Origin of the sequence: Streptomyces sp. NPDC096132 (assembly GCF_044763345.1) — a bacterium.
Classification (GTDB): Bacteria; Actinomycetota; Actinomycetes; order Streptomycetales; family Streptomycetaceae; genus Streptomyces.
On record NZ_JBIWGA010000013.1, the window covers coordinates 130,769 to 150,795 of the forward strand.

13 protein-coding genes are annotated in these 20,027 nt (G+C 73.0%); 9 read left to right on the forward strand and 4 right to left on the reverse strand.

From position 1 onward, the window contains the following. Nucleotides 1-18 precede the first annotated feature (18 nt). Nucleotides 19-2,733 (reverse strand): lysylphosphatidylglycerol synthase domain-containing protein, encoded by a 2,715-nt coding sequence (locus ACIRF9_RS28980; RefSeq protein ID WP_403827979.1) that lies wholly within the window; start codon nt 2,731-2,733, stop codon nt 19-21. Nucleotides 2,734-2,919: 186 nt separating this feature from the next. On the opposite strand from ACIRF9_RS28980, the gene ACIRF9_RS28985 reads away from it, so the two are divergent. The 5 genes from ACIRF9_RS28985 (at nt 2,920) to nudC (ending at nt 12,958) form a co-directional block, all read left to right on the forward strand. Beyond that, entirely contained in the window at nt 2,920-3,345 is a 426-nt protein-coding gene (locus tag ACIRF9_RS28985) for an MGMT family protein (protein ID WP_403827981.1), read from the forward strand. A gap of 159 nt (nt 3,346-3,504) precedes the next feature. Continuing rightward, the gene (locus tag ACIRF9_RS28990) at nt 3,505-6,834 is read left to right on the forward strand and encodes an ATP-dependent helicase (protein ID WP_403827983.1); all 3,330 of its coding nucleotides are present in this window, start codon (nt 3,505-3,507) and stop codon (nt 6,832-6,834) included. A 103-nt stretch (nt 6,835-6,937) separates the two neighbouring features. Beyond that, a complete protein-coding gene (locus ACIRF9_RS28995; protein ID WP_403827985.1) occupies nt 6,938-10,441 on the forward strand; it encodes a UvrD-helicase domain-containing protein in 3,504 nt (1,167 codons plus the stop codon). Between the two features lie 10 nt (nt 10,442-10,451). Beyond that, nucleotides 10,452-11,864, forward strand: coding sequence for a dipeptidase (locus ACIRF9_RS29000; RefSeq protein WP_403827987.1), 1,413 nt, complete (start codon nt 10,452-10,454; stop codon nt 11,862-11,864). Between the two features lie 149 nt (nt 11,865-12,013). After that, nucleotides 12,014-12,958, forward strand: a complete 945-nt coding sequence (gene nudC, locus ACIRF9_RS29005) for an NAD(+) diphosphatase (protein ID WP_403827988.1) — start codon at nt 12,014-12,016, stop codon at nt 12,956-12,958. A gap of 57 nt (nt 12,959-13,015) precedes the next feature. Here the strand turns inward: nudC and ACIRF9_RS29010 are convergent, their stop codons facing one another. Then, the gene (locus ACIRF9_RS29010) at nt 13,016-13,258 is read right to left on the reverse strand and encodes a mycoredoxin (protein ID WP_403827990.1); all 243 of its coding nucleotides are present in this window, start codon (nt 13,256-13,258) and stop codon (nt 13,016-13,018) included. A 185-nt stretch (nt 13,259-13,443) separates the two neighbouring features. Here ACIRF9_RS29010 and ACIRF9_RS29015 point away from each other — a divergent pair, with 185 nt between their 5' ends. The 4 genes from ACIRF9_RS29015 (at nt 13,444) to ACIRF9_RS29030 (ending at nt 16,999) form a co-directional block, all read left to right on the forward strand. Further along, nucleotides 13,444-15,678, forward strand: coding sequence for an ATP-dependent DNA helicase UvrD2 (locus ACIRF9_RS29015; RefSeq protein WP_403827992.1), 2,235 nt, complete (start codon nt 13,444-13,446; stop codon nt 15,676-15,678). A gap of 145 nt (nt 15,679-15,823) precedes the next feature. Beyond that, a complete protein-coding gene (locus ACIRF9_RS29020; protein ID WP_403827994.1) occupies nt 15,824-16,147 on the forward strand; it encodes a hypothetical protein in 324 nt (107 codons plus the stop codon). 163 nt (nt 16,148-16,310) lie between these two features. Beyond that, nucleotides 16,311-16,679 (forward strand): WhiB family transcriptional regulator, encoded by a 369-nt coding sequence (locus ACIRF9_RS29025; RefSeq protein WP_403827996.1) that lies wholly within the window; start codon nt 16,311-16,313, stop codon nt 16,677-16,679. Beyond that, on the forward strand, nt 16,676-16,999 hold the full coding sequence (locus ACIRF9_RS29030) for a hypothetical protein (RefSeq protein ID WP_403827998.1): 324 nt from the start codon (nt 16,676-16,678) through the stop codon (nt 16,997-16,999). The genes ACIRF9_RS29025 and ACIRF9_RS29030 overlap by 4 nt, the downstream gene beginning before the upstream one ends. Nucleotides 17,000-17,188: 189 nt before the next feature. Here the strand turns inward: ACIRF9_RS29030 and ACIRF9_RS29035 are convergent, their stop codons facing one another. Together ACIRF9_RS29035 and ACIRF9_RS29040 are read right to left on the reverse strand one after the other, a co-directional pair. Then, on the reverse strand, nt 17,189-18,568 hold the full coding sequence (locus tag ACIRF9_RS29035) for an ABC1 kinase family protein (RefSeq protein WP_403828000.1): 1,380 nt from the start codon (nt 18,566-18,568) through the stop codon (nt 17,189-17,191). After that, a complete protein-coding gene (locus ACIRF9_RS29040; protein WP_403828002.1) occupies nt 18,561-19,784 on the reverse strand; it encodes a TOMM precursor leader peptide-binding protein in 1,224 nt (407 codons plus the stop codon). The genes ACIRF9_RS29035 and ACIRF9_RS29040 overlap by 8 nt, the downstream gene beginning before the upstream one ends. Nucleotides 19,785-20,027 lie beyond the last annotated feature (243 nt).

Genomic DNA, 20,027 nt, shown 5'->3' on the forward strand with positions numbered 1-20,027 from the left:
AAGGCGCCCTCGCGGGGGCTAGAGAGCGCCCTTGCGGGTCAGGTGGTTGAAGGCCAGCCAGCCCGGCAGCACCGGAATCCACAGGGTCAGCAGGCGGAAGAGCAGCACCGCGGGAGCGGCCACTTCCTTGGGCAGGCCGACCGCGATCAGACCGACCGTCAGTGTCGCCTCGACGGCGCCGACACCGCCCGGGGTGGGGGCGGCGGAGCCCAGGGCGTTGCCGGCGAGGAAGACGACGGCGACGCTGGCGATGCTGATCGAGGTCGACTCCGTGCCGAACGCGCGGATCGACGCGTCCAGGCACATCACGAAGCAGAAGGTCAGCAGGAGCATGCCGCCGATGCCGGTGACCAGCTTCTGCGGCCGCTGCAGCACGTCCAGCATGCGCGGCACGACCCCCGCGAACAGGGAGCGCACGCGCGTGACGACGAACTTCCGCAGGAACGGCACCGACGTCACCACCAGCACGAGCACCGCCACGGTGAGCAGACCGGCGATGACCGTACGGGACGGCGACAGCGAGGGGGTCTTCTCGGTGCCGGTCAGATAGCCGAACGACAGCAGCATCAGGATGTGGCAGCCGAGCCCGAACAGCTGTGACGCGCCGACGCTCGCCACCGCGAGCCCGGGGCGCACGCCCGAACGCTGCAGGAAACGCGTGTTGAGGGCGACCCCGCCGACCGCGGCCGGAGCCACGATCTTCACGAACGACCCCGCGACCTGCGCGGCGATGGTCCGCAAGAACGGCACCCGCTCCGGCACGAACCCCAGCAGGCTCATCGCCGCGGCGACATAGCTGAGCGCGGAGAACACCACGGCCGCGGCGACCCAGCCCCACTCCGCGTTGGCGATGAGCGGACCGAACTCGATGTGGGTGAGCTGCGTCAGCAGGAAGTACGCGCCGATCGCCCCCGCGATGAAGCTGATCAGGGTGCGCGGCCGCACCCGCTCCAGGCGGGCCGGCTCGACCGGGGCCTGGGGGCGGATCCGCAGCACCTCGTGCCGGATCTGCGTCAGCAGATCCTCCTCGCGCGCCCCCTCCAGCGCCTCGTCGATGGCCCGCTTCTCGGCCCGCGCCTGCGCGCGTACGGCCTTCTTCTCGGCCTTCTCGGAGACCGGCTCCGCCTCGTGGCCGGCCTCCAGCCGGGCCTGCTTGGCCAGGCGGGACGCCTCCAGCACCGCCTCGCGCTCGCGCTGCGCCCGCTCCCGGGCCAGTCTGCGCAGCGTCGCGCGCGTGGAGCGACTGAGCGCGATGGGCTGCAGCATCGGCAGACAGTCCGCCACCGCGTCGGGGCCGAGCACGCTCACGGCCGAGGCGACCGCGCGCTCGGCGCCCACTCTGAGCCCCAGCGTCACGAGCAGCTGGGAGATGTCCATGCGCAGCAGCAGATCGCCGGCCGCGATCTCACCGACGCGCAGATCGGTGAGGATCACCGTGCCTGAACGATCCACCAAGATCGCGTCGCCCACCAGCCTGCGGTGGGCGATGCGCCGGGACTGCAGGGCGCGCACCTGGTGCCAGGTGTCCCGCAGCAACTCGTCGGTGATCTCCTCGTCCGCCAGCGAGTCGAGCGTCCGGCCGCCGGTGTGCTCGTAGACGAGCATCACGGCATCGGGGCCGAGCTCGGAGGTGGCGATCAGCTTGGGTGCGTTGGCGCCCGCCGCGATCGCCGCGTAGGCGAGCAGCGCCTCCTGCTCCAGCGCCTGGCGCAGCGACTGCAGGCTGCTGCGGGTGGCGAAGCCGCGCAGGGTCAGATTGCGCCACGCGCGGTAGAAGAAGCCCTGCGCCTGCTGCTCCCGGTCGACCACGGTGACGTCGAGCGGGGGGCCGTCCTCCAGGGTGACGAAGTAGCGCCGGCCGCGGTCGCCGGTCTCCGACGTGTCGGGCGCCTCCTCGCGGGCCGCGCTCACCGGGTGGAAGCCGACGTGCCGCAGGCCCGCCATGAGCGTCCGGCCCGTGGGGCGGACGTTCGGCGAGCCGACCGCGTACAGCGTGCCGTAGGCCACGGTCCAGCCGATCAGCACCGTCAGGATGATCGAGAACGGTGTGGTGTAGCCGGTGACCAGCATCGAGAACGCGTCGAGGAGCAGCACGATCCACAGCACCGCGCGCCACCGCGGCCGGCGCGACATGCCGACGGCGGTCATGTACGCGATGACGGGCGCGAGATAGCCGTGCACCGGGTCGGTCAGGGCGTGGATGTCACCGGGGGAGGGCTGGGTGAGGGCCTCCTGGATCGAGTCCGGGGCGGCCTTGGCGACCCACAGGTCGGTGGCGAGTGTCACACCGTGCGCGAGGACGGCGGCGAGCACACCGTCGGCGATGCGCAGCCCGTCCCGCTTGATCAGCCGCTCGATCGCGAAGGCGACCGGCACCAGCAGGATCGCGATGCTGGACGCCAGCCCCGCGATCTTGATGAGCAGATCGGGCGCCTGCCCGGTGCCCTTGTTGATGTCCTGTTCGAGGCCCGAGGTCGTCCCGTGTGCGAAGGCGGCGATGCCCAGCAGCACGATGACCGCGAGAACGCCCACCAGCAGCCGCATGAGGTCGGAGGGGCGGTGCACGCGCGCGGGGAGCAGCGGTTCGTCGCCCTCGACCTCGTCGACGTGCACCTCCTCGCACGCTTCGTCGGGGGCCTCGCCCCGGCTGTCGGGGCTGTCCTGGCCGTGCGGGCGCGACGCAGCGTCAGAGGTGCCCTCCGCGTCCTCGGGATGCACACCCTGCTGCTTCATCGTCTCTTCTTGATCTCGTATCACCGGTCACCGCCCGCACGATGGTGGCATGCTCCACCGACACACGGGGGCGTCAGGGTGCAAACGCGGGGTCGGACAGTCTGCCCGAAGCACCGCCCGGGAGCGAGGGTCACGCACGGTCACGAAACGGTCGCGCTGTCGGTGGGGTGGGGCAGGATGGGGCGGATGAGCGAGCACAGCATCCCGGACGACGCCCGCCCGGAGGACGACGACGCCCGCCCCGACCACGACACCCTCCCGGAGCATCCGGACGCGCTGCCGGAGTACGCCGAGCGGGTCCTCGAGGTCGCGGAGCTGATCCCGCCCGGGCGGGTCATGACGTACGGGGACGTCGCCGAGTGGCTCGAGGAGGGTGGGCCCCGGCAGGTCGGCCGGGTGATGGCCCTCTACGGCGGTGCCGTGCCGTGGTGGCGCGTGGTGCGCGCCGACGGGGCGCTGCTGCCGGGCCACGAGCTGCGGGCCCTCGACCACTACCGCGCCGAGGGCACGCCCCTGAAGGAGGCGAGCAGGGCCGCCCAGGGCCACCTGCCGCGCCTCGACATGAGGCGGGCGCGCTGGGACGGCGGCGAACGCGCGGATAGTCACACCTGACAGCTTCCGCCATCCGACGTGCCCGAGGGGAGCCTGTGGCCCGTACGGGGGAAACCGGGAGAACCGGGCACGTCGGTGGCATGGCGTACGTTCGAGGGGCACGGGGCGGAGAAAGCGGCCCTCGACCACCCAGCACACCCACCAGGACCGGCGAACCACGTGAGCTCCTCTTCCTCCACCAGGCGCCTGTCGCACCCCCAGGGGCGACAGGGGAACCGTGGCGCTTACCGACTGGTGCGTACCCCGCCGGCCCGGATGGACCCCCCTCGTCTGGACGCCGCACAGCGCTCCGTGGTTGACCACGCCACCGGACCGCTGCTCGTCCTCGCCGGCCCGGGCACCGGCAAGACCACCACGCTCGTCGAGTCCGTGGCGGCCCGGATCGCCCACGGCGGAGACCCCGCGCGCGTGCTCGTGCTGACCTTCAGCCGCAAGGCAGCCGTGGAACTGCGCGACCGGATGGCGCTGCGCATGGGCGCCGCCCGCGCGCCCCAGGCGACCACCTTCCACTCGTACTGCTACGCCCTGGTCCGCGCCCACCAGGACAGCGAGCTGTTCGTGGAACCGCTGCGCCTGCTGTCCGGCCCCGAGCAGGACGTGGCCGTCCGCGAGCTGCTCGCCGGCCAGCTCGACCTCCAGCGGCTCGGTCTCGCGCACGTGCGCTGGCCGGACGACCTGCGGGCCTGCCTCACCACACGCGGCTTCGCCGACGAGGTCCGCGCCGTGCTCGCCCGCAGCCGGGAACTCGGCCTCGGGCCCGACGCCCTGGACGCCTTCGCCGCCCGCATCGGCCGCCCCGACTGGCGGGCCGCGGCCGCCTTCCTCGCCGAGTACCTCGACGTCCTCGACCTGCACGGCGTGATCGACTACGCCGAGCTCGTCCACCGCGCGGTCCTCCTCGCCCAGCGCCCCGAGACCGCCGGCCGGCTCGCCGCGCAGTACGACGCGGTGTACGTCGACGAGTACCAGGACACCGACCCGGCACAGGTACGGCTGCTGCACGCGCTCGCCGGCGGCGGCCGCACGCTCGTCGCCTTCGGCGACCCCGACCAGTCGATCTACACCTTCCGGGGCGCCGACGTGAACGGCATCCTGGACTTCCCGCGCGCCTTCCCACGCCCCGGCGGCCGCCCGGCCCCCGTCGAGGTCCTGCGCACCTCCCGCCGCTCCGGCGCCGGCCTGCTCGCCGCCACCCGGCTGCTCACCCAGCGGATGCCCCTGACCCGCCTCCCCGCGGAGAAGGTCCGCGCCCACCGCGAACTCGCCCCCGCGCGCGAGGGCGGCCGCGTCGAGGTCTACACGTACCCGACGCCCGGCACCGAGCTGGACAACGTCGCCGACATCCTGCGCCGCGCCCATCTGGAGGACGGCGTGCCCTGGGGCGAGATGGCCGTCCTGGTCCGGGCCGGCTCCCGCTCGATTCCCACGGTCCGCCGCGCCCTCACGGCCGCCGGCGTCCCCCTCGACATCGACGGCGACGACCTGCCCCTGCGCCACGAACCCGCCGTGGCACCCCTGCTGACGGCCCTGAGGGCGGTGGCGACGGCGGCGGAGCCCTCAGACCCGGCGGAGGAGTCTCCGGACGAAGTTGCCGGCGCCGAGGAGCAGGCCCCCTGCTGGCTCGACACCGAAACCGCCCTCACCCTCCTCGCCTCCCCCCTGGCCGGCATGGACGCCGCCGATCTGCGCCGCCTGGGACGCGCCCTGCGCGAGGAGGAGCGCGCCGCCGGCAACCCGCTGCCGCCGCCCTCCGACGAACTGCTCGCGCGCGCCCTGGCCGAACCGGAGCGGCTGGTCACCCACGACCCGGTGTACGCGCGCGGTGCCCAGCGCCTCGGCGCGCTGCTCGCCACGGCCCGCGAGCGCCTCGCGCGCGGCGGCACGGCCGAGGAGGCGCTGTGGGACCTCTGGGCGGGCACGCCCTGGCCCACCCGCCTGGAACGGGCCGCCCGCCGCGGCGGCGCGGCCGGCCGCAACGCCGACCGCGACCTGGACGCCGTGTGCGCGCTGTTCGCCACCGCCGCGCGCGCGGAGGAGCGCACCGGCGGCCGCGGCGCCCTCAACTTCCTCGCCGAGATCGAGGCCGAGGACATCGCCGCCGACACCCTCACCCGCCGTGCCGTACGCCCCGACGCCGTACGCCTGATGACCGCCCACCGCGCCAAGGGCCTGGAGTGGAGCCTGGTCGTCGTCGCGGGAGTCCAGGAAGGGCTGTGGCCGGACCTGCGCCGCCGCGGCTCGCTCCTGGAGGCCGACCGCATCGGACGCGACGGACTCGCCGAGCCGCTCACCCCGGGCGCGCTGCTCGCCGAGGAGCGCCGTCTGTTCTACGTGGCCGCCACGCGCGCGCGTGACCGCCTCGTCGTCACCGCCGTGAAGGCGCCCGCCGACGACGGCGACCAGCCCTCCCGCTTCCTCACCGAACTCGGCGTCGAACCGAGGGATGTCACCGGCCGCCCGCGCCGCCCCCTGTCGGTGGCCGCGCTCGTCGCCGAACTGCGCGCCACGACGGTCGACCCGCGCACCTCCGCCGCCCTCAGGGAGGCCGCCGCCCGCCGCCTCGCCCGCCTTGCCGCACTCGCCGACGAGGACGGCCGCCCGCTGGTGCCGTCCGCGCACCCCTACCGCTGGTGGGGCATGTTCGAGCCGACCGAGAGCAGGATGCCGCTGCGCGACCGCGACCAGCCCGTGGTCCTCTCCGGCAGCGCCCTCGACCAGCTCGCCAACACCTGCGCCCTGCAGTGGTTCCTGGGCCGCGAGGTGAAGGCCGACGCGCCCGCCACCGTCGCCCAGGGCTTCGGCAACGTCGTGCACGTCCTCGCCGACGAGGTCGCCTCCGGGCACACCCCGGCCGACCTCGACGTCCTCATGGAGCGCCTCGACTCCGTGTGGAACGCGCTCGCCTTCGACGCGCCCTGGAAGTCGGAGCAGGAGAAGAGCAACGCGCGCGTGGCGCTCGAACGCTTCCTCCAGTGGCATGTGATGGACCGCGCGGGACGCACTCCCGTCACCAGCGAGCACGACTTCGACGTCACCCTCGAAGCGGGCGACTACGAGGTCCGCATCCGCGGTCAGATGGACCGCGTCGAGGCGGACGGCGAGGGCCGCGCCTACGTCGTCGACTTCAAGACCGGCAAACAGGCGCCGACCGCGCGCGAGGTCGAGCGCCACCCCCAGCTCGCCGTCTACCAGCTCGCCGTCCGTGAGGGCGCCGTCGACGAGGCCTTCGACGGCGTACGCCCCGAACCGGGCGGGGCCGAACTCGTCCAGCTGCGACAGGGGGCCGCCAAGCGCGACGGCGGCGAGACGCTGCCCAAGGTGCAGGCGCAGCAGCCCCTGGAGGGGGAGTGGGTCGGCGACCTGCTCGCCACGGCGGCCGGCAAGGTCCTCGACGAGCGGTTCACCCCGACCGCCGGCCAGCACTGCACGCACTGCGCGTTCCGGGCGTCGTGCAGCGCGCGGCCCGAGGGGCGGCACGTGGTGGAGTGACAGGCGTGTGTGACGGACCGCACCACCCCTGCTGACCTGCGCTTCCTCGGACCCCGCGGGCGTTTTGTCATCGACTGTCGGTGCCCGCCGCTAGCCTCTCCCCATGCCCGCCCGCATCACCGATCCCGAGCAGCTCAAGGAGCTCCTCGGGATCCCCTTCACCCCGGAGCAGACGGCCTGCATCACCGCGCCGCCCGCCCCGCAGGTGATCGTGGCCGGAGCCGGGTCGGGCAAGACGACGGTGATGGCCGCGCGCGTGGTGTGGCTGGTCGGCACCGGCCAGGTCGCCCCGGAACAGGTCCTCGGCCTGACCTTCACCAACAAGGCCGCCGGCGAACTCGCCGAACGCGTCCGCAAGGCACTCGTCAGGGCCGGCGTGACCGACCCCGACCTCATCGACCCGGACCACCCGCCGGGCGAGCCGGTGATCTCCACCTACCACGCCTTCGCGGGCCGGTTGCTGACCGACCACGGTCTGCGCATCGGCCTGGAGCCGACGTCCCGCCTGCTCGCCGACGCCACCCGCTACCAGCTCGCCGCGCGCGTCCTGCGGGAGGCCCCCGGCCCCTACCCGTCCCTCACCCGCTCCCTCGCCGACCTGGTCAGCGACCTCCTCGCGCTCGACTCCGAGCTCGCCGAACACCTCGTACGCCCCGAGGACCTGCGCGTCTGGGACGCCGGACTGCTGCGCACCCTGGAGGGCGCGAAGCTGACCAACGCCGACCTGCGCAAGGTGCCCGAGACGGCGGCGGCCCGGCGCGAACTGGCCGACCTGGTGCTGCGCTACCGCGCCGCCAAGCGCGAACGCGACCTGCTGGACTTCGGCGACCAGATCGCGCTGGCCGCGCGGCTGGCGCGGGTGCCCGAGGTGGGCCGGATCCTGCGCGACGAGTTCCGCGTGGTCCTGCTGGACGAGTACCAGGACACGTCCGTCGCCCAGCGCATTCTCCTGGCCGGCCTGTTCGGCGACGGCACCGGCCACCCCGTGACCGCCGTCGGCGACCCCTGCCAGGCCATCTACGGCTGGCGCGGAGCCTCCGTCGCCAACCTCGACGACTTCCCCGAGCACTTCGCCCACGCCGACGGCCGCCCCGCGACCCGCCAAGCGCTCAGCGAGAACCGCCGCAGCGGCGGCCGCCTCCTCGACCTCGCCAACGGCCTCGCCGAGCCACTGCGCGCCATGCACGCGGGCGTGGAGGCCCTCCGCCCGGCCCCCGGCGCCGAACGCGACGGGCTGGTCCGCTGCGCGCTCCTGACCACCCACGCCGAGGAGATCGCCTGGATCGCCGATTCCATCGCCCACCTCGTCGACACCGGCAAGGCACCCGGAGAGATCGCCGTCCTGTGCCGTACGGCCACCGACTTCGCGGAGATCCAGGGCGCCCTGGTCGCACGGGACGTGCCCGTCGAGGTCGTCGGCCTCTCCGGGCTCCTGCACCTGCCGGAGGTCGCCGACCTCGTCGCCGTCTGCGAGGTCCTCCAGGACCCCGGCGCCAACGCCTCCCTGGTCCGGCTGCTCACCGGCCCGCGCTGGCGCATTGGCCCCCGCGACCTCGCCCTCCTCGGCCGGCGGGCACGGCTGCTCGTCGCCCACGCGCGCGGGAGCGACGGCGACGACCCGGACCGCCGCCTCGCCGAGGCCGTCGAAGGGGTCGACCCCTCCGAGGTGATATCGCTCGCGGACGCCCTCGACACCTTCCTCGAGACACCCCTCGACGGCGGAGAGGGCGACGGACTGCCCTTCTCGCCGGACGCGCGCGTGCGTTTCGCGCGGCTCGCCACCGAACTGCGCGACCTGCGCCGCTCCCTGTCCGACCCGCTGATGGACGTCCTGCACCGCGTCCTCGCCGTCACCGGCCTCGAGGTCGAACTGTCGGCGTCCCCGCACGCGCTGGCCGCCCGCCGCCGCGAGACCCTGTCGAACTTCCTCGACGTCGCCGCCTCCTTCGCCGCCGGCGAGAACGAGGCGAGCCTCCTCGCCTTCCTCGGCTTCCTGCGCACCGCAGCCCAGTACGAGAAGGGCCTGGACAACGCCCTGCCGGGCGGCGAGAACACCGTCAAGGTGCTCACCGCGCACAAGTCCAAGGGCCTGGAGTGGGACGTCGTCGCCGTCCCCGGACTGGTCACCGGCACCTTCCCCAGCGGCCAGGGCCGCGAGAAGTGGACCGCCCAGGCCAAGGTGCTGCCGCACGAACTGCGCGGCGACGCCGACACCCTCCCCGACCTCGACTCCTGGGACTCCCGGGGCATGAAGGCCTTCCACGAGGCCATGAAGGACCACCAGCACACCGAGGAACTCCGCCTCGGCTACGTCACCTTCACCCGCCCCCGCTCCCTCCTCCTCGGCTCCGGCCACTGGTGGGGCCCCACCCAGAAGAAGCCCCGTGGCCCGTCCGACTTCCTCCGGGCCCTTTACGACCACTGCACGGCCGGACACGGCGAGATCGAGGCCTGGGCGGACGAACCGGAGGAGGACGACGAGAACCCCACCCTCCACAACGCGACCGCCGACCAGGTCTGGCCGCTTCCCCTGGACGACGCCGCACTCGCCCGCCGCCGCGCCGCCGCCGAGACCGTCCTCGCCCACCTGGACGACCTCGCCCGCCACGAGGACGGCCGCCCCGCCGCCACACACGACCCGGACACCTACGACGACCCCGACTGGCCCCCGCCGCCCGACGAGGACGAGCCGCCCTACGACGAGGCCGACCCGTTCGACGACGACCTCGCCGAGGAGGACGCGACCGACTGGGACGCGTGGGTCACCACCCGCCCCGCCGTACCCCGCCAGGCCACCGCCCCCGAGCCCCCGGTCGGGCGACCCCGGCGCCCCTCCCTCACCCCCGAGGAGGTCCGCACGGTCGCCTCCTGGGACCGCGACCTCGACGCGCTCGCCGGGGAGCTCCTGCGCACCCGCCGAAGCGTCACGGACGTACCCCTCCCGACGACGCTCACCGCCTCGCAGCTGCTGCGCCTGGCCGCCGACCCGGACGGTCTCGCACAGGAACTCGCCCGCCCGATGCCGCGCCCTCCGCAACCGGCCGCGCGCCGTGGCACCCGGTTCCACGCATGGGTGGAGGCCCGCTTCGAGGAGTTGACGCTCCCGCTGCTGGAACCGGACGAGCTGCCCGGGGCCGACGCCGAGATCGTCGACGAACGCGACCTGGAGGCCCTCAAGGAGGCCTTCGAGCGCACCGAGTACGCCCACCGCACCCCCTACCGCGTCGAGGCACCCTTCCAGCTCGCCCTCGCCGGCCGCGTCGTACGGGGCCGTATCGACGCCGTCTACAAGGACGGCGACGGCGCCACGGCGACGTACGAGATCGTCGACTGGAAGACCCACCGCGCGCGTACCGCCGACCCCCTCCAGCTCGCCCTCTACCGGCTCGGCTGGGCCGAGCAGCAGGGTGTGCCCGTGGAATCCGTCACAGCGGCGTTCCTCTATGTGCGCACCGGTGAGGTCGTACGGCCCGACGGACTGCCCGATCGCACCGCCCTGGAGCGCCTGTTGACGGGGGAGGAAGCCTCCGAGGACGATCGCGCGGGGCGGTCCGCGCAAGAAAACCGTGCGCAACCGCCCGGCGAGGATGCCGGTGCGGGCCGATAGGCTCGTGACCATGAGCCATCCCGTTGACAGTGCCGTCAGCGCCGTCCGCACGTACATCGAGCAGCACCGCGCCGCCTTCCTCGACGACCTCGCCGAGTGGCTGCGCATCCCGTCGGTGTCGGCGCAGCCCGACCACGCCCCCGACGTACGGCGCAGCGCGGACTGGCTCGCCGCGAAGCTGCAGGAGACCGGCTTCCCGACCGCCGAGGTCTGGCAGACACCGGGCGCACCGGCCGTCTACGCCGAGTGGCCCGCCGTCGATCCCCAGGCGCCCACCGTCCTGGTCTACGGCCACCACGACGTGCAGCCCGCCGCCCGCGAGGACGGCTGGGACAGCGACCCCTTCGAGCCCGTCGTCCGCGAGAACCGCCTCTACGCGCGCGGGGCCGCCGACGACAAGGGCCAGGTGTTCTTCCACACCCTCGGCGTCCGCGCCCATCTCGCCGCCACCGGCCGCACCGCCCCCGCCGTCCACCTCAAGCTGCTCATCGAGGGCGAGGAGGAGTCCAGCTCCCCGAACTTCCGCGCCCTCGTCGAGGAGCACGCTGAGCGGCTCGCCGCGGACGCGGTGATCGTCTCCGACACCGGTATGTGGTCCGCGGACACCCCCACGGTGTGCACGGGCATGCGCGGCCTCGCCGAGTGCGAGATCCGGCTCTTCGGCCCCGACCAGGACATCCACTCCGGCTCGTTCGGCGGCGCCGTGCCCAACCCGGCCACCGCGGCCGCCCGCCTCGTCGCCGCCCTGCACGACGAGCACGCGCGCGTGGCCGTCCCCGGCTTCTACGACGGCATCGTCGAGCTCACCGACCGCGAGCGGGAACTCTTCGCCGAGCTGCCCTTCTACGAGGAGCGGTGGCTGAGCACCGCCAAGTCGCACGCCACCCACGGCGAGGCCGGCCACACCACCCTCGAGCGCATCTGGGCCCGCCCGACCGCCGAGGTCAACGGCATCGGCGGCGGCTACCAGGGCCCGGGCAGCAAGACGATCATCCCGTCCTCGGCCTTCGTGAAGCTGTCCTTCCGGCTGGTCGCCGGCCAGGACCCCGCGCACATCGAGAAGGCCGTCGGCGCCTGGGCCGCCGAGCAGATCCCCGCCGGAATCCGGTACGAGATCGCGTTCAGCCCCGCCACGCGCCCGTGCCTGACCCCGCTGGACCACCCCGCCCTGCAGTCCGTGGTCCGCGCCATGGGCCGCGCCTTCGAGGGGCCCGTCCGCTTCACCCGCGAGGGCGGCTCGGGACCGGCCGCCGACCTCCAGGAAGTCCTCGGAGCCCCCGTGCTCTTCCTGGGCATCTCCGTCCCCTCCGACGGCTGGCACGCCCCGAACGAGAAGGTCGAGCTGGACCTCCTCCTCAAGGGCGTGGAGACCACCGCGTACCTCTGGGACGACCTGGCGGAGAACTGGCGTCATGCGCCCTGACGATCCCGCTCGGCCCGGAGCGGGTTTGCGCGCGGCGCACACTGGAAAGGCCGCACCGCGACACCGCACCGACCCGGTCGCCCCCTCCCGCACGTCCCGCTGAACCGCCCGCCGAATCAACCGTTCCACCGGGGGAGTTGGAAGCACCCGTGACCACCTGGACCGACCAGAACGCCGACCGACCCATCTCGCTCACCGCGCCGAGCGGCATCGACCGGGCCGCCCACCACCGGCTCGACGAGGCCTGGCTCGCCGCGGCGTGGAGCCACCCCACGACGCGTTGTTTCGTCGTCTCCGGCGGCCAGGTCCTCATCGACGAGACGGCCGACGGCCGGACCGAACTCGTGATGACGCCCTCCTTCGAGGCCCCTCTCACCGAGGCGCACCGCTACTTCCTGGGCACCGACGAGGACGGCGTCAGCTACTTCGCCCTCCAGAAGGACGCCCTGCCCGGCCGTATCGACCAGTCCGCCCGCCCGGCCGGACTGCGCGAGGCCGGACTGCTGCTGTCGCCCAGGGACGTCGGCCTGATGGTGCACGCGGTCGGTCTGGAGAACTGGCAGCGCACCCACCGCTTCTGCTCCCGCTGCGGCGAGCGCACGGTCATCGCCGCGGCCGGTCACATCCGCCGCTGTCCCGCCTGCGGCGCGGAGCACTACCCGCGCACCGACCCCGCGGTGATCATGGCCGTCACCGACGAGGACGACCGCATCCTCCTGGGCCGTCAGGTGCACTGGCCCGAGGGCCGCTTCTCGACCCTCGCCGGCTTCGTCGAGCCCGGCGAGTCCATCGAGCAGGCCGTGCGCCGGGAGGTCTTCGAGGAGGCCGGCATCACGGTCGGCCAGGTCGACTACATCGCCAGCCAGCCCTGGCCGTTCCCGTCCAGCCTCATGCTGGGCTTCGTCGCCCGCGCCACCTCCACCGCCATCGACGTCGACGGCGACGAGATCCACGAGGCCCGCTGGTTCTCCCGCGACGAACTGGGCGCCGCCTTCGAGTCCGGTGAGGTCCTGCCGCCGTACGGCATCTCGATCGCGGCCCGCCTGATCGAACTCTGGTACGGCAAGCCGCTGCCGACGCGCAGCTTCATGTGACGCAGACCACGAGAAGGGCGGCCTCCGGCATTCCGGAGGCCGCCCTTCCGCGTCTGCTTACGCGCCGATCTTCTGCTTCACCTGCGCCAGCGACGGGTTCGTCAGCGTCGAACCGTCCGGGAACAGCACGGTCGGCACCGTCTGGTTTCCGCCATTCGCCTTCTCCACGAACGCCGCGGACTGCGGGTCCTGCTCGATGTTGATCTCGGTGTACGCGATGCCCTCGCGGTCCAGCTGCTTCTTCAGCCGCTGGCAGTAACCGCACCACGTCGTGCTGTACATCGTCACAGTGCCCAGCATGTCTCTCATGCTCCTTCGGCGGGTCGGGGGACAGGTGGTCGCAGGGAGAGAACGTACGTGAAAGGGCCACCATTCCCGTGCCGCGCGGGCGGCCGAGGGTGACGCTCACCGCATTAGTACGACTGCGAGGGCCCGCCTGTGGACAACCGGCTCGCCCGTCTCCGCGGACCTGGCAGCATGGCCGTGTGACAGCAGCAACGCACTCCCCCCTCTTCCCGCAGGCACCTGACTCGGCCGACGCGGTGCTCGAAGGGCTCGACCCCGAGCAGCGCGAGGTGGCCACCTCCCTGCACGGTCCGGTGTGCGTGCTGGCAGGAGCCGGCACGGGCAAGACCCGGGCGATCACCCACCGCATCGCCTACGGGGTGCGTGCCGGCATCCTGCAGCCCTCCAGCGTGCTCGCCGTCACCTTCACCAACCGCGCCGCGGGAGAGATGCGCGGCCGACTGCGCCAGCTCGGCGCCCAGGGCGTCCAGGCCCGCACCTTCCACTCCGCGGCACTGCGTCAGCTGCAGTACTTCTGGCCGAAAGCGATCGGTGGTTCCCTGCCCCGACTCGTCGACCGCAAGATCCAGCTCGTCGCCGACGCGGCCGCCGCCTGCCGCATCCGCCTCGACCGGGGCGAGCTGCGGGACGCCACCGCGGAGATCGAGTGGTCCAAGGTCACCCAGACCGTCCCCGCCGACTACGCCCTCGCCGCCGCCAAGGCCGGCCGCGAAGCCCCCCGCGACCCTGCCGAGATCGCCCAGCTCTACGCCGCCTACGAGGACCTCAAGCGCGACCGCGGGGTCATCGACTTCGAGGACGTCCTGCTGCTGACCGTCGCCGTCCTCCAGGACCGGCAGGACATCGCCGAGCAGGTCCGCGCCCAGTACCAGCACTTCGTGGTCGACGAGTACCAGGACGTCAGCCCCCTGCAGCAGCGCCTGCTGGAGCTGTGGCTGGGCGACCGGGACAACCTGTGCGTGGTCGGCGACGCCAGCCAGACGATCTACTCCTTCACCGGCGCCACCCCCGACCACCTCCTCGACTTCCGCACCCGCCACCCCGGCGCCACCGTCGTCAAGCTGGTCCGCGACTACCGCTCCACCCCCCAGGTCGTCCACCTCGCCAACGGCCTGCTCTCCCAGGCCCGCGGGCGCGCCGCCGACCACCGCCTGGAGCTGGTCTCCCAGCGCGACCCGGGGCCCGAGCCCGTCTACACCGAGCACACCGACGAGCCCGCCGAGGCCGAGGGCGCCGCCTGCCGCATCCGGGAGCTCCTCGCCGCCGGGGTCCCGGCCGCCGAGATCGCCGTCCTGTTCCGCACCAACGCCCAGTCCGAGACCTACGAACAGGCCCTTGCCGACGCCGGCATCCCCTACCAACTGCGCGGCGCCGAGCGCTTCTTCGACCGGCCCGAGGTGCGCAAGGCCGGAGTCGCCCTGCGCGGCGCGGCCCGCTTCGGCGGCAACGACACATTGCTGGAGGACACCGTCGACCTGCCCTCGCAGGTGCGTGCCGTTCTCTCCGGCGAGGGCTGGACCCCGCAGCCACCGGCCGGCTCCGGGGCCGTGAGAGAGCGCTGGGAGTCGCTGGCCGCTCTGGTCAACCTCGCGCAGGACTTCGAGGCCGCCCGGCCCGGCGCCACGCTCGCCGACATGGTCGCCGAACTGGACGAGAGGGCGAACGCCCAGCACGCCCCCACCGTCCAGGGCGTCACGCTCGCCTCCCTGCACTCGGCCAAGGGCCTGGAGTGGGATGCCGTGTTCCTCGTCGGGGTCGCCGAGGGCATGATGCCGATCACCTACGCCAGGACCGACGAGCAGGTCGAGGAGGAGCGCCGCCTCCTCTATGTCGGGGTCACCCGGGCGCGCGAGCGCCTCCATGTCTCCTGGGCGCTCTCCCGCTCACCCGGCGGACGCCCCAGCCGCCGCCCCAGCCGCTTCCTGGACGGACTGCGCCCCGGCTCCGGCACGGGGGCCGCCCGCGGCGGGGGAGCCTCCGGGGGCATCGAACGCGGCTTCGGCGCGGCCGCCGTCGGCACACCGGCGGTGCCGCGCCGGTCCCAGCGCACCCCGGCCCGCTGCCGGGTCTGCGGGCGCACCCTGACCGATGCCGGCGAGATGAAGCTGATGCGCTGTGAGGGCTGCCCCTCCGACATGGACGAGGGCGTCTACGAGCGGTTGCGGGAGTGGCGCGCGGTCCAGGCGCGGCGCAACGGGCAGCCCGCGTTCTGCGTCTTCACCGACAAGACCCTGATGGCGATCGCCGAGGCCGTCCCGGACGAGCCGGGCGAGCTGGCGCGGATCCCTGGGGTCGGAGTCCGCAAGCTCAACCGCTACGGAGCCGAAGTCCTGGCCATCTGCGCAGGCCAGCCGCTCGAGGACGAGGACGAAGGGGACCGGACGGGCATGGATGCGAACTCGTCGAAAAAATAGTTTGCGCATGCCCCAGCAATCCCCATAGGTTCTTAGACACGGAAGCGGCGGCCTTCTCTGAGGCCCTGATTCCGTGCTCTACTTACATATCCGTTGGACTGGGCTCACCCCCGGTCCCCCGAGACGCCGAGAGGAGGCGATTCCAGTGATCATCATCAACAGCAGCTCTGTCAGCACCGCCAAACTGACCGATCGCTCGGTCGTCTCCGTGTGCATGCTCGGCGCCTCGACCCTGGGCACCGGTCTGTCCGGCATCCGTGCCGGTCGGCTGGCCTCCGCCTCCGTTGCTCCCGCGGGCCTTCCCGTCCGTGAGCGCAATGAGCGACCGACCAAGGCACTGGAAGCAGTAGGGGCACAGGCGCAGGCCTATGCCTTTACGGCGGCCGGTGCCGGAAGCCGGAAGCAGACGACGCAGCACCACCTGATGTGGGCCTTCCGTGGGCCAGAACCCTGGAGTGATCCAGTCTGATCGTCGATCAGGCCGGCGCCTTCAGGGCCGCGGAACCCCATCCGGGATCCGCGGCCCTTCTGTTTGTCCCCGTACCGGGGACAGGCGGGCGAAGGGGCCTCGGGACAAGAAAAGCCGACACCCGGTCCAACAGGGCCGGACCGACAGACGAGGAAGACGAACCGTGCAACTCGAAGCGCACGCCACGTCCGTACCGCCTTCCGAAACGATCCCCCCGCCCGGCCTCACGGAGGACTCCACCTTGACCCCGCTCACCGCGCTCACCGCGCTCGACGACGCCATCGAGAACCTCGGCGTACCCGTCCCCTGCCGCTCCTACGACCCGGAGGTCTTCTTCGCCGAGTCGCCGGCGGACGTCGAGTACGCCAAGTCCCTCTGCCGCACCTGCCCGCTGATCGAGGCCTGCCTCGCCGGCGCCAAGGAGCGGCGTGAGCCCTGGGGCGTCTGGGGTGGCGAGCTGTTCGTCCAGGGCGTCGTCGTCGCCCGGAAGCGGCCGCGTGGCCGCCCGCGCAAGAACCCGGTCACGGCATGAACAGCGCAGGAACGATCGACCGCCCCCTCACGCAAGACCCCAAGAAGCAGGCCCCGATGAAGCCGTTCACCAGCGAGCCCGCCGGCTCCGCGACCGAAGACGTCACCACCACCGGCGCGATCGACTCGCGTCAGAACAGGACCCGAGAGATGCAACTCATCCCAGAAGCCCTGGCCCGTGCGCATATGCACGAGCGACTGCAGGAGGCCGAGCGGGACCGTCAGGCCGTGCGCCTGGCGACCGCTCGCCGGATGCAGCGCAGGGCCGAGCGCGCCTCGATGCGTGCTCGCCGGGCGCTCGCCATGGCCGTGATGCAGTAACCCTGACCCACCGGAAGCGGTGGCCTCCCGAAACAGGGGAGGCGGAAACTGTCCCCGCGGGGGCCGGTCCGTCCGAACGGACCGGCCCCCGCGGTGCGTTGCGCCCGTCCCTGCCCCGTGCGCGGCGCTATCGTCCCGGGCGTGACGAGTCTTCCCGAACGCGGTGACCCCGGCGGGTGGTGAGGCCGGTCAGGCCCCCGCGACAGAATCCTCCGCGCCGAACTCGTCCAGGTCCTCCACGGGGACGAACCCGGGCAGCCACTCCTCCAGTTCGTCCCGCAGCCGTACGGTCGCGCCGAGCTGGCACAGCACACCGATCGTGCTCAGGGTCACCCGGTGTATCAACAGATAGGCCGGCGGCAGGTTGAGCTGCTTGCCCAGCTGGTGGGCGGGGGAGCGGGGGTCGGCGATCCGGGCCGCCTGACTGCGCATCCAGCCACGGGTGAAGGTGAACTCCTCCACCTTGGCCGGCTCGATGATCGGCAGCAGATAGTCGAGGACAGCGTCGGGGTCCAGCGCGATGGACTCCTTGACGAAGCCCTCCGTACAGAGGAGTTCGTAGACGGCGTCCGCCTCGCCGTCCAGGGTCATGCGCAGGGACTCGCCGATCGGTTCCGGCAGGCCGCCCGAGAGCCGGTCGACCGTGCCGAAGTCCAGGACGCCCAGCCGCCAGTCGTCCTCGCCGTCCGGTCCGCCGGGCAGCAGACGGAAGTTCCCGGGGTGCGGGTCGGCGTGCAGCAGGCCGGTGCGGGCCGGGCCGGAGAAGAGGAAACGGGAGAGCAGCTGGCCGGCGCGGTCGCGCTGCTCCTGGGTGCCGTCGGAGATCACCTCGGACAGGGGGACGCCGTCGATCCACTCGGTGATCAGGACCTGGTCGCACTGGTGGACCACCGCCGGGACGACCACGTCCGGGTCGCCGGCGAACTCCTCCGCGTGGGCCTGCTGGGCCTGTGCCTCCAGGCCGTAGTCCAGCTCCTCGGAGACCCGGTCCCGGAGCTCGGAGATCAGCGGCTTGACGTCCATGCCGGGGATCAGGGGGCCCAACAGGCGGGCGAAACGGCTGAGTTGGTTCAGGTCGGAGAGCAGGGCCTCGCCCGCCCCCGGGTACTGCACCTTGACCGCGACCGCCCGGCCGTCGTGCCACACCGCGCGGTGTACCTGGCCGATGGAGGCGGCCGCGGCGGGCTTGTCGTCGAACTCGAGGAACAGGCCGGGCCAGTCCTCGCCGAGCCGCTCCGCGAGCACGGAGTGCACCGTGCGGGTCGGCATCGGCGGGGCCGCGTCCTGGAGCTTGGTCAGAGCCGCACGGTAGGGACCGGCGACCTCCTCCGGCAGGGCGGACTCGAAGACGGACAGGGCCTGCCCGAACTTCATCGCGCCGCCCTTCAGCTCGCCGAGGACCTTGAACAGTTGCTCGGCGGTCCGCTGTTGCAGCTCACGGCCGACGATCTCCGCGGACTCACCCACGATCCGCTTGCCCAGGCCCCAGGTCGCCCGTCCGGCGAAGCCGAGCGGCAGCGCGGCGAGCTTGGCGGTCCGGGTGACCGCCTTCCGGGGAAGATCAGACATGCGCCCTCCAAGTCCCAGCCTGCCGCGCCGCCACAGTCGTACGGCGTAACTCCTTCGAATGCCGTTGCCCTGCCATTGTCGCGTGCGATCCCCCGTCCTCGGTGGTGTGTTCCTTCTTACCTTTGCCCTCACCTTTCTTCGCGGCCCCGCAAGGACACGCGGAGTGCGGCCACACCGGTCGCGCGTGCCACTGCAGGGTGGGAAGGGAGACCTCCCAGCGGGCCCCCGCGGTGGAGGGGATCCGGCCGTCGAGGAAGGTGAGCGCATGGGCGGCCGTCAGGCCGGCGACCGTCGTCGCCAGGGTCAGGTCGCAGGCCTGCGCCGGGCGGCGCCTGCCGGACTGCCACTGCGCGACCAGCCGTGGCCAGGTCTCGTCCCGGTCGGTGCGCGCCTGCTGCAGACAGCCCGCGCAGCCCGTCTCGCCGGGCAGGACGAGCGGTCCGACGACACCCGTCGCCTCCACCACCCCGGTGTAGAGATGCGGAGTGCCCGAGGCGAGCAGGGGTTCGGCCGCTGACGGAGGCGGCGCGTGCACGGACACGTCGTCCCGTGGGGCGATGATCACCAGGGCGAAGCCGGGCGTGTCCTCCCCGGCCCGCCTCGTGCTGTCGCGCGGCGGGCGGTCCGGGGCGGCCCTGCGCACGGCGCGGCGGGCGGCCTCGTCCCGGCGCTCGCCGACCGACTCGGCGGGCAGCCCGCCCGGTGCGACGTCCCCCGGCTCCACCAGCCCGCCGTCCCGTACGTCCACCTCGCCGATTCCCGCGCCCGACAGCAGCGCGGCCAGCACCGCACCGACCCGGCCCGCGCCGCGCACCTGCACCCGCAGCCGGCGCCGGGCCGCGAGCCGCCCGAGCGGGTCGCCCGGTGCCGACGTGGTCAGCGACAGCGAGGCGAGGTCGGGGCGGAGCCGGTCCAGGACCTCCTTCTTCTTCCGCAGGGCCGTCGCGTCCGGTCCGCCCCCGCGTGCGTCGTCGAGCAGTCCCGCCCGGGCCAGCCGCTCCACGAGCCGGTCGACATGGCCCTCCGGCAGGTCCATCCGGCGTCCCTCCTCGCGCAGCAGACCGAGTCCGCGGGTGCCGTCCAGCAGATCGAGAAAACTGCCCGTCGCCGTGTCCACCGGACCGAGTGTCAGCGCGTGCGCCGGTGTCATCCCGAACTGCACGGTGTTGAGGTCCCGCCAGCCGCGCCGCAGCGCGGGCTTCACCATCGGATGCATCAAAGGCCCCCGTATGCCTCGCATATGCCTCGAAACTCCCCGGACGTCGGCGGAGCGGGGGCGTGGGGGTCTCCTCGCTCCGCCGACGAGTGCCAGCATGCCCGGCGCCGCCGAGTCGTGCCGAAACTTGTCCACAGGCGGGGGAATTCGTCGTACAAATCCGCCCTATGAGGCAAAACGGGGTCGCGGGATCGGAACCCAACCGTCCCGGAGTCGGGACTTCCCCCGTGTGCAGCGGGTAAC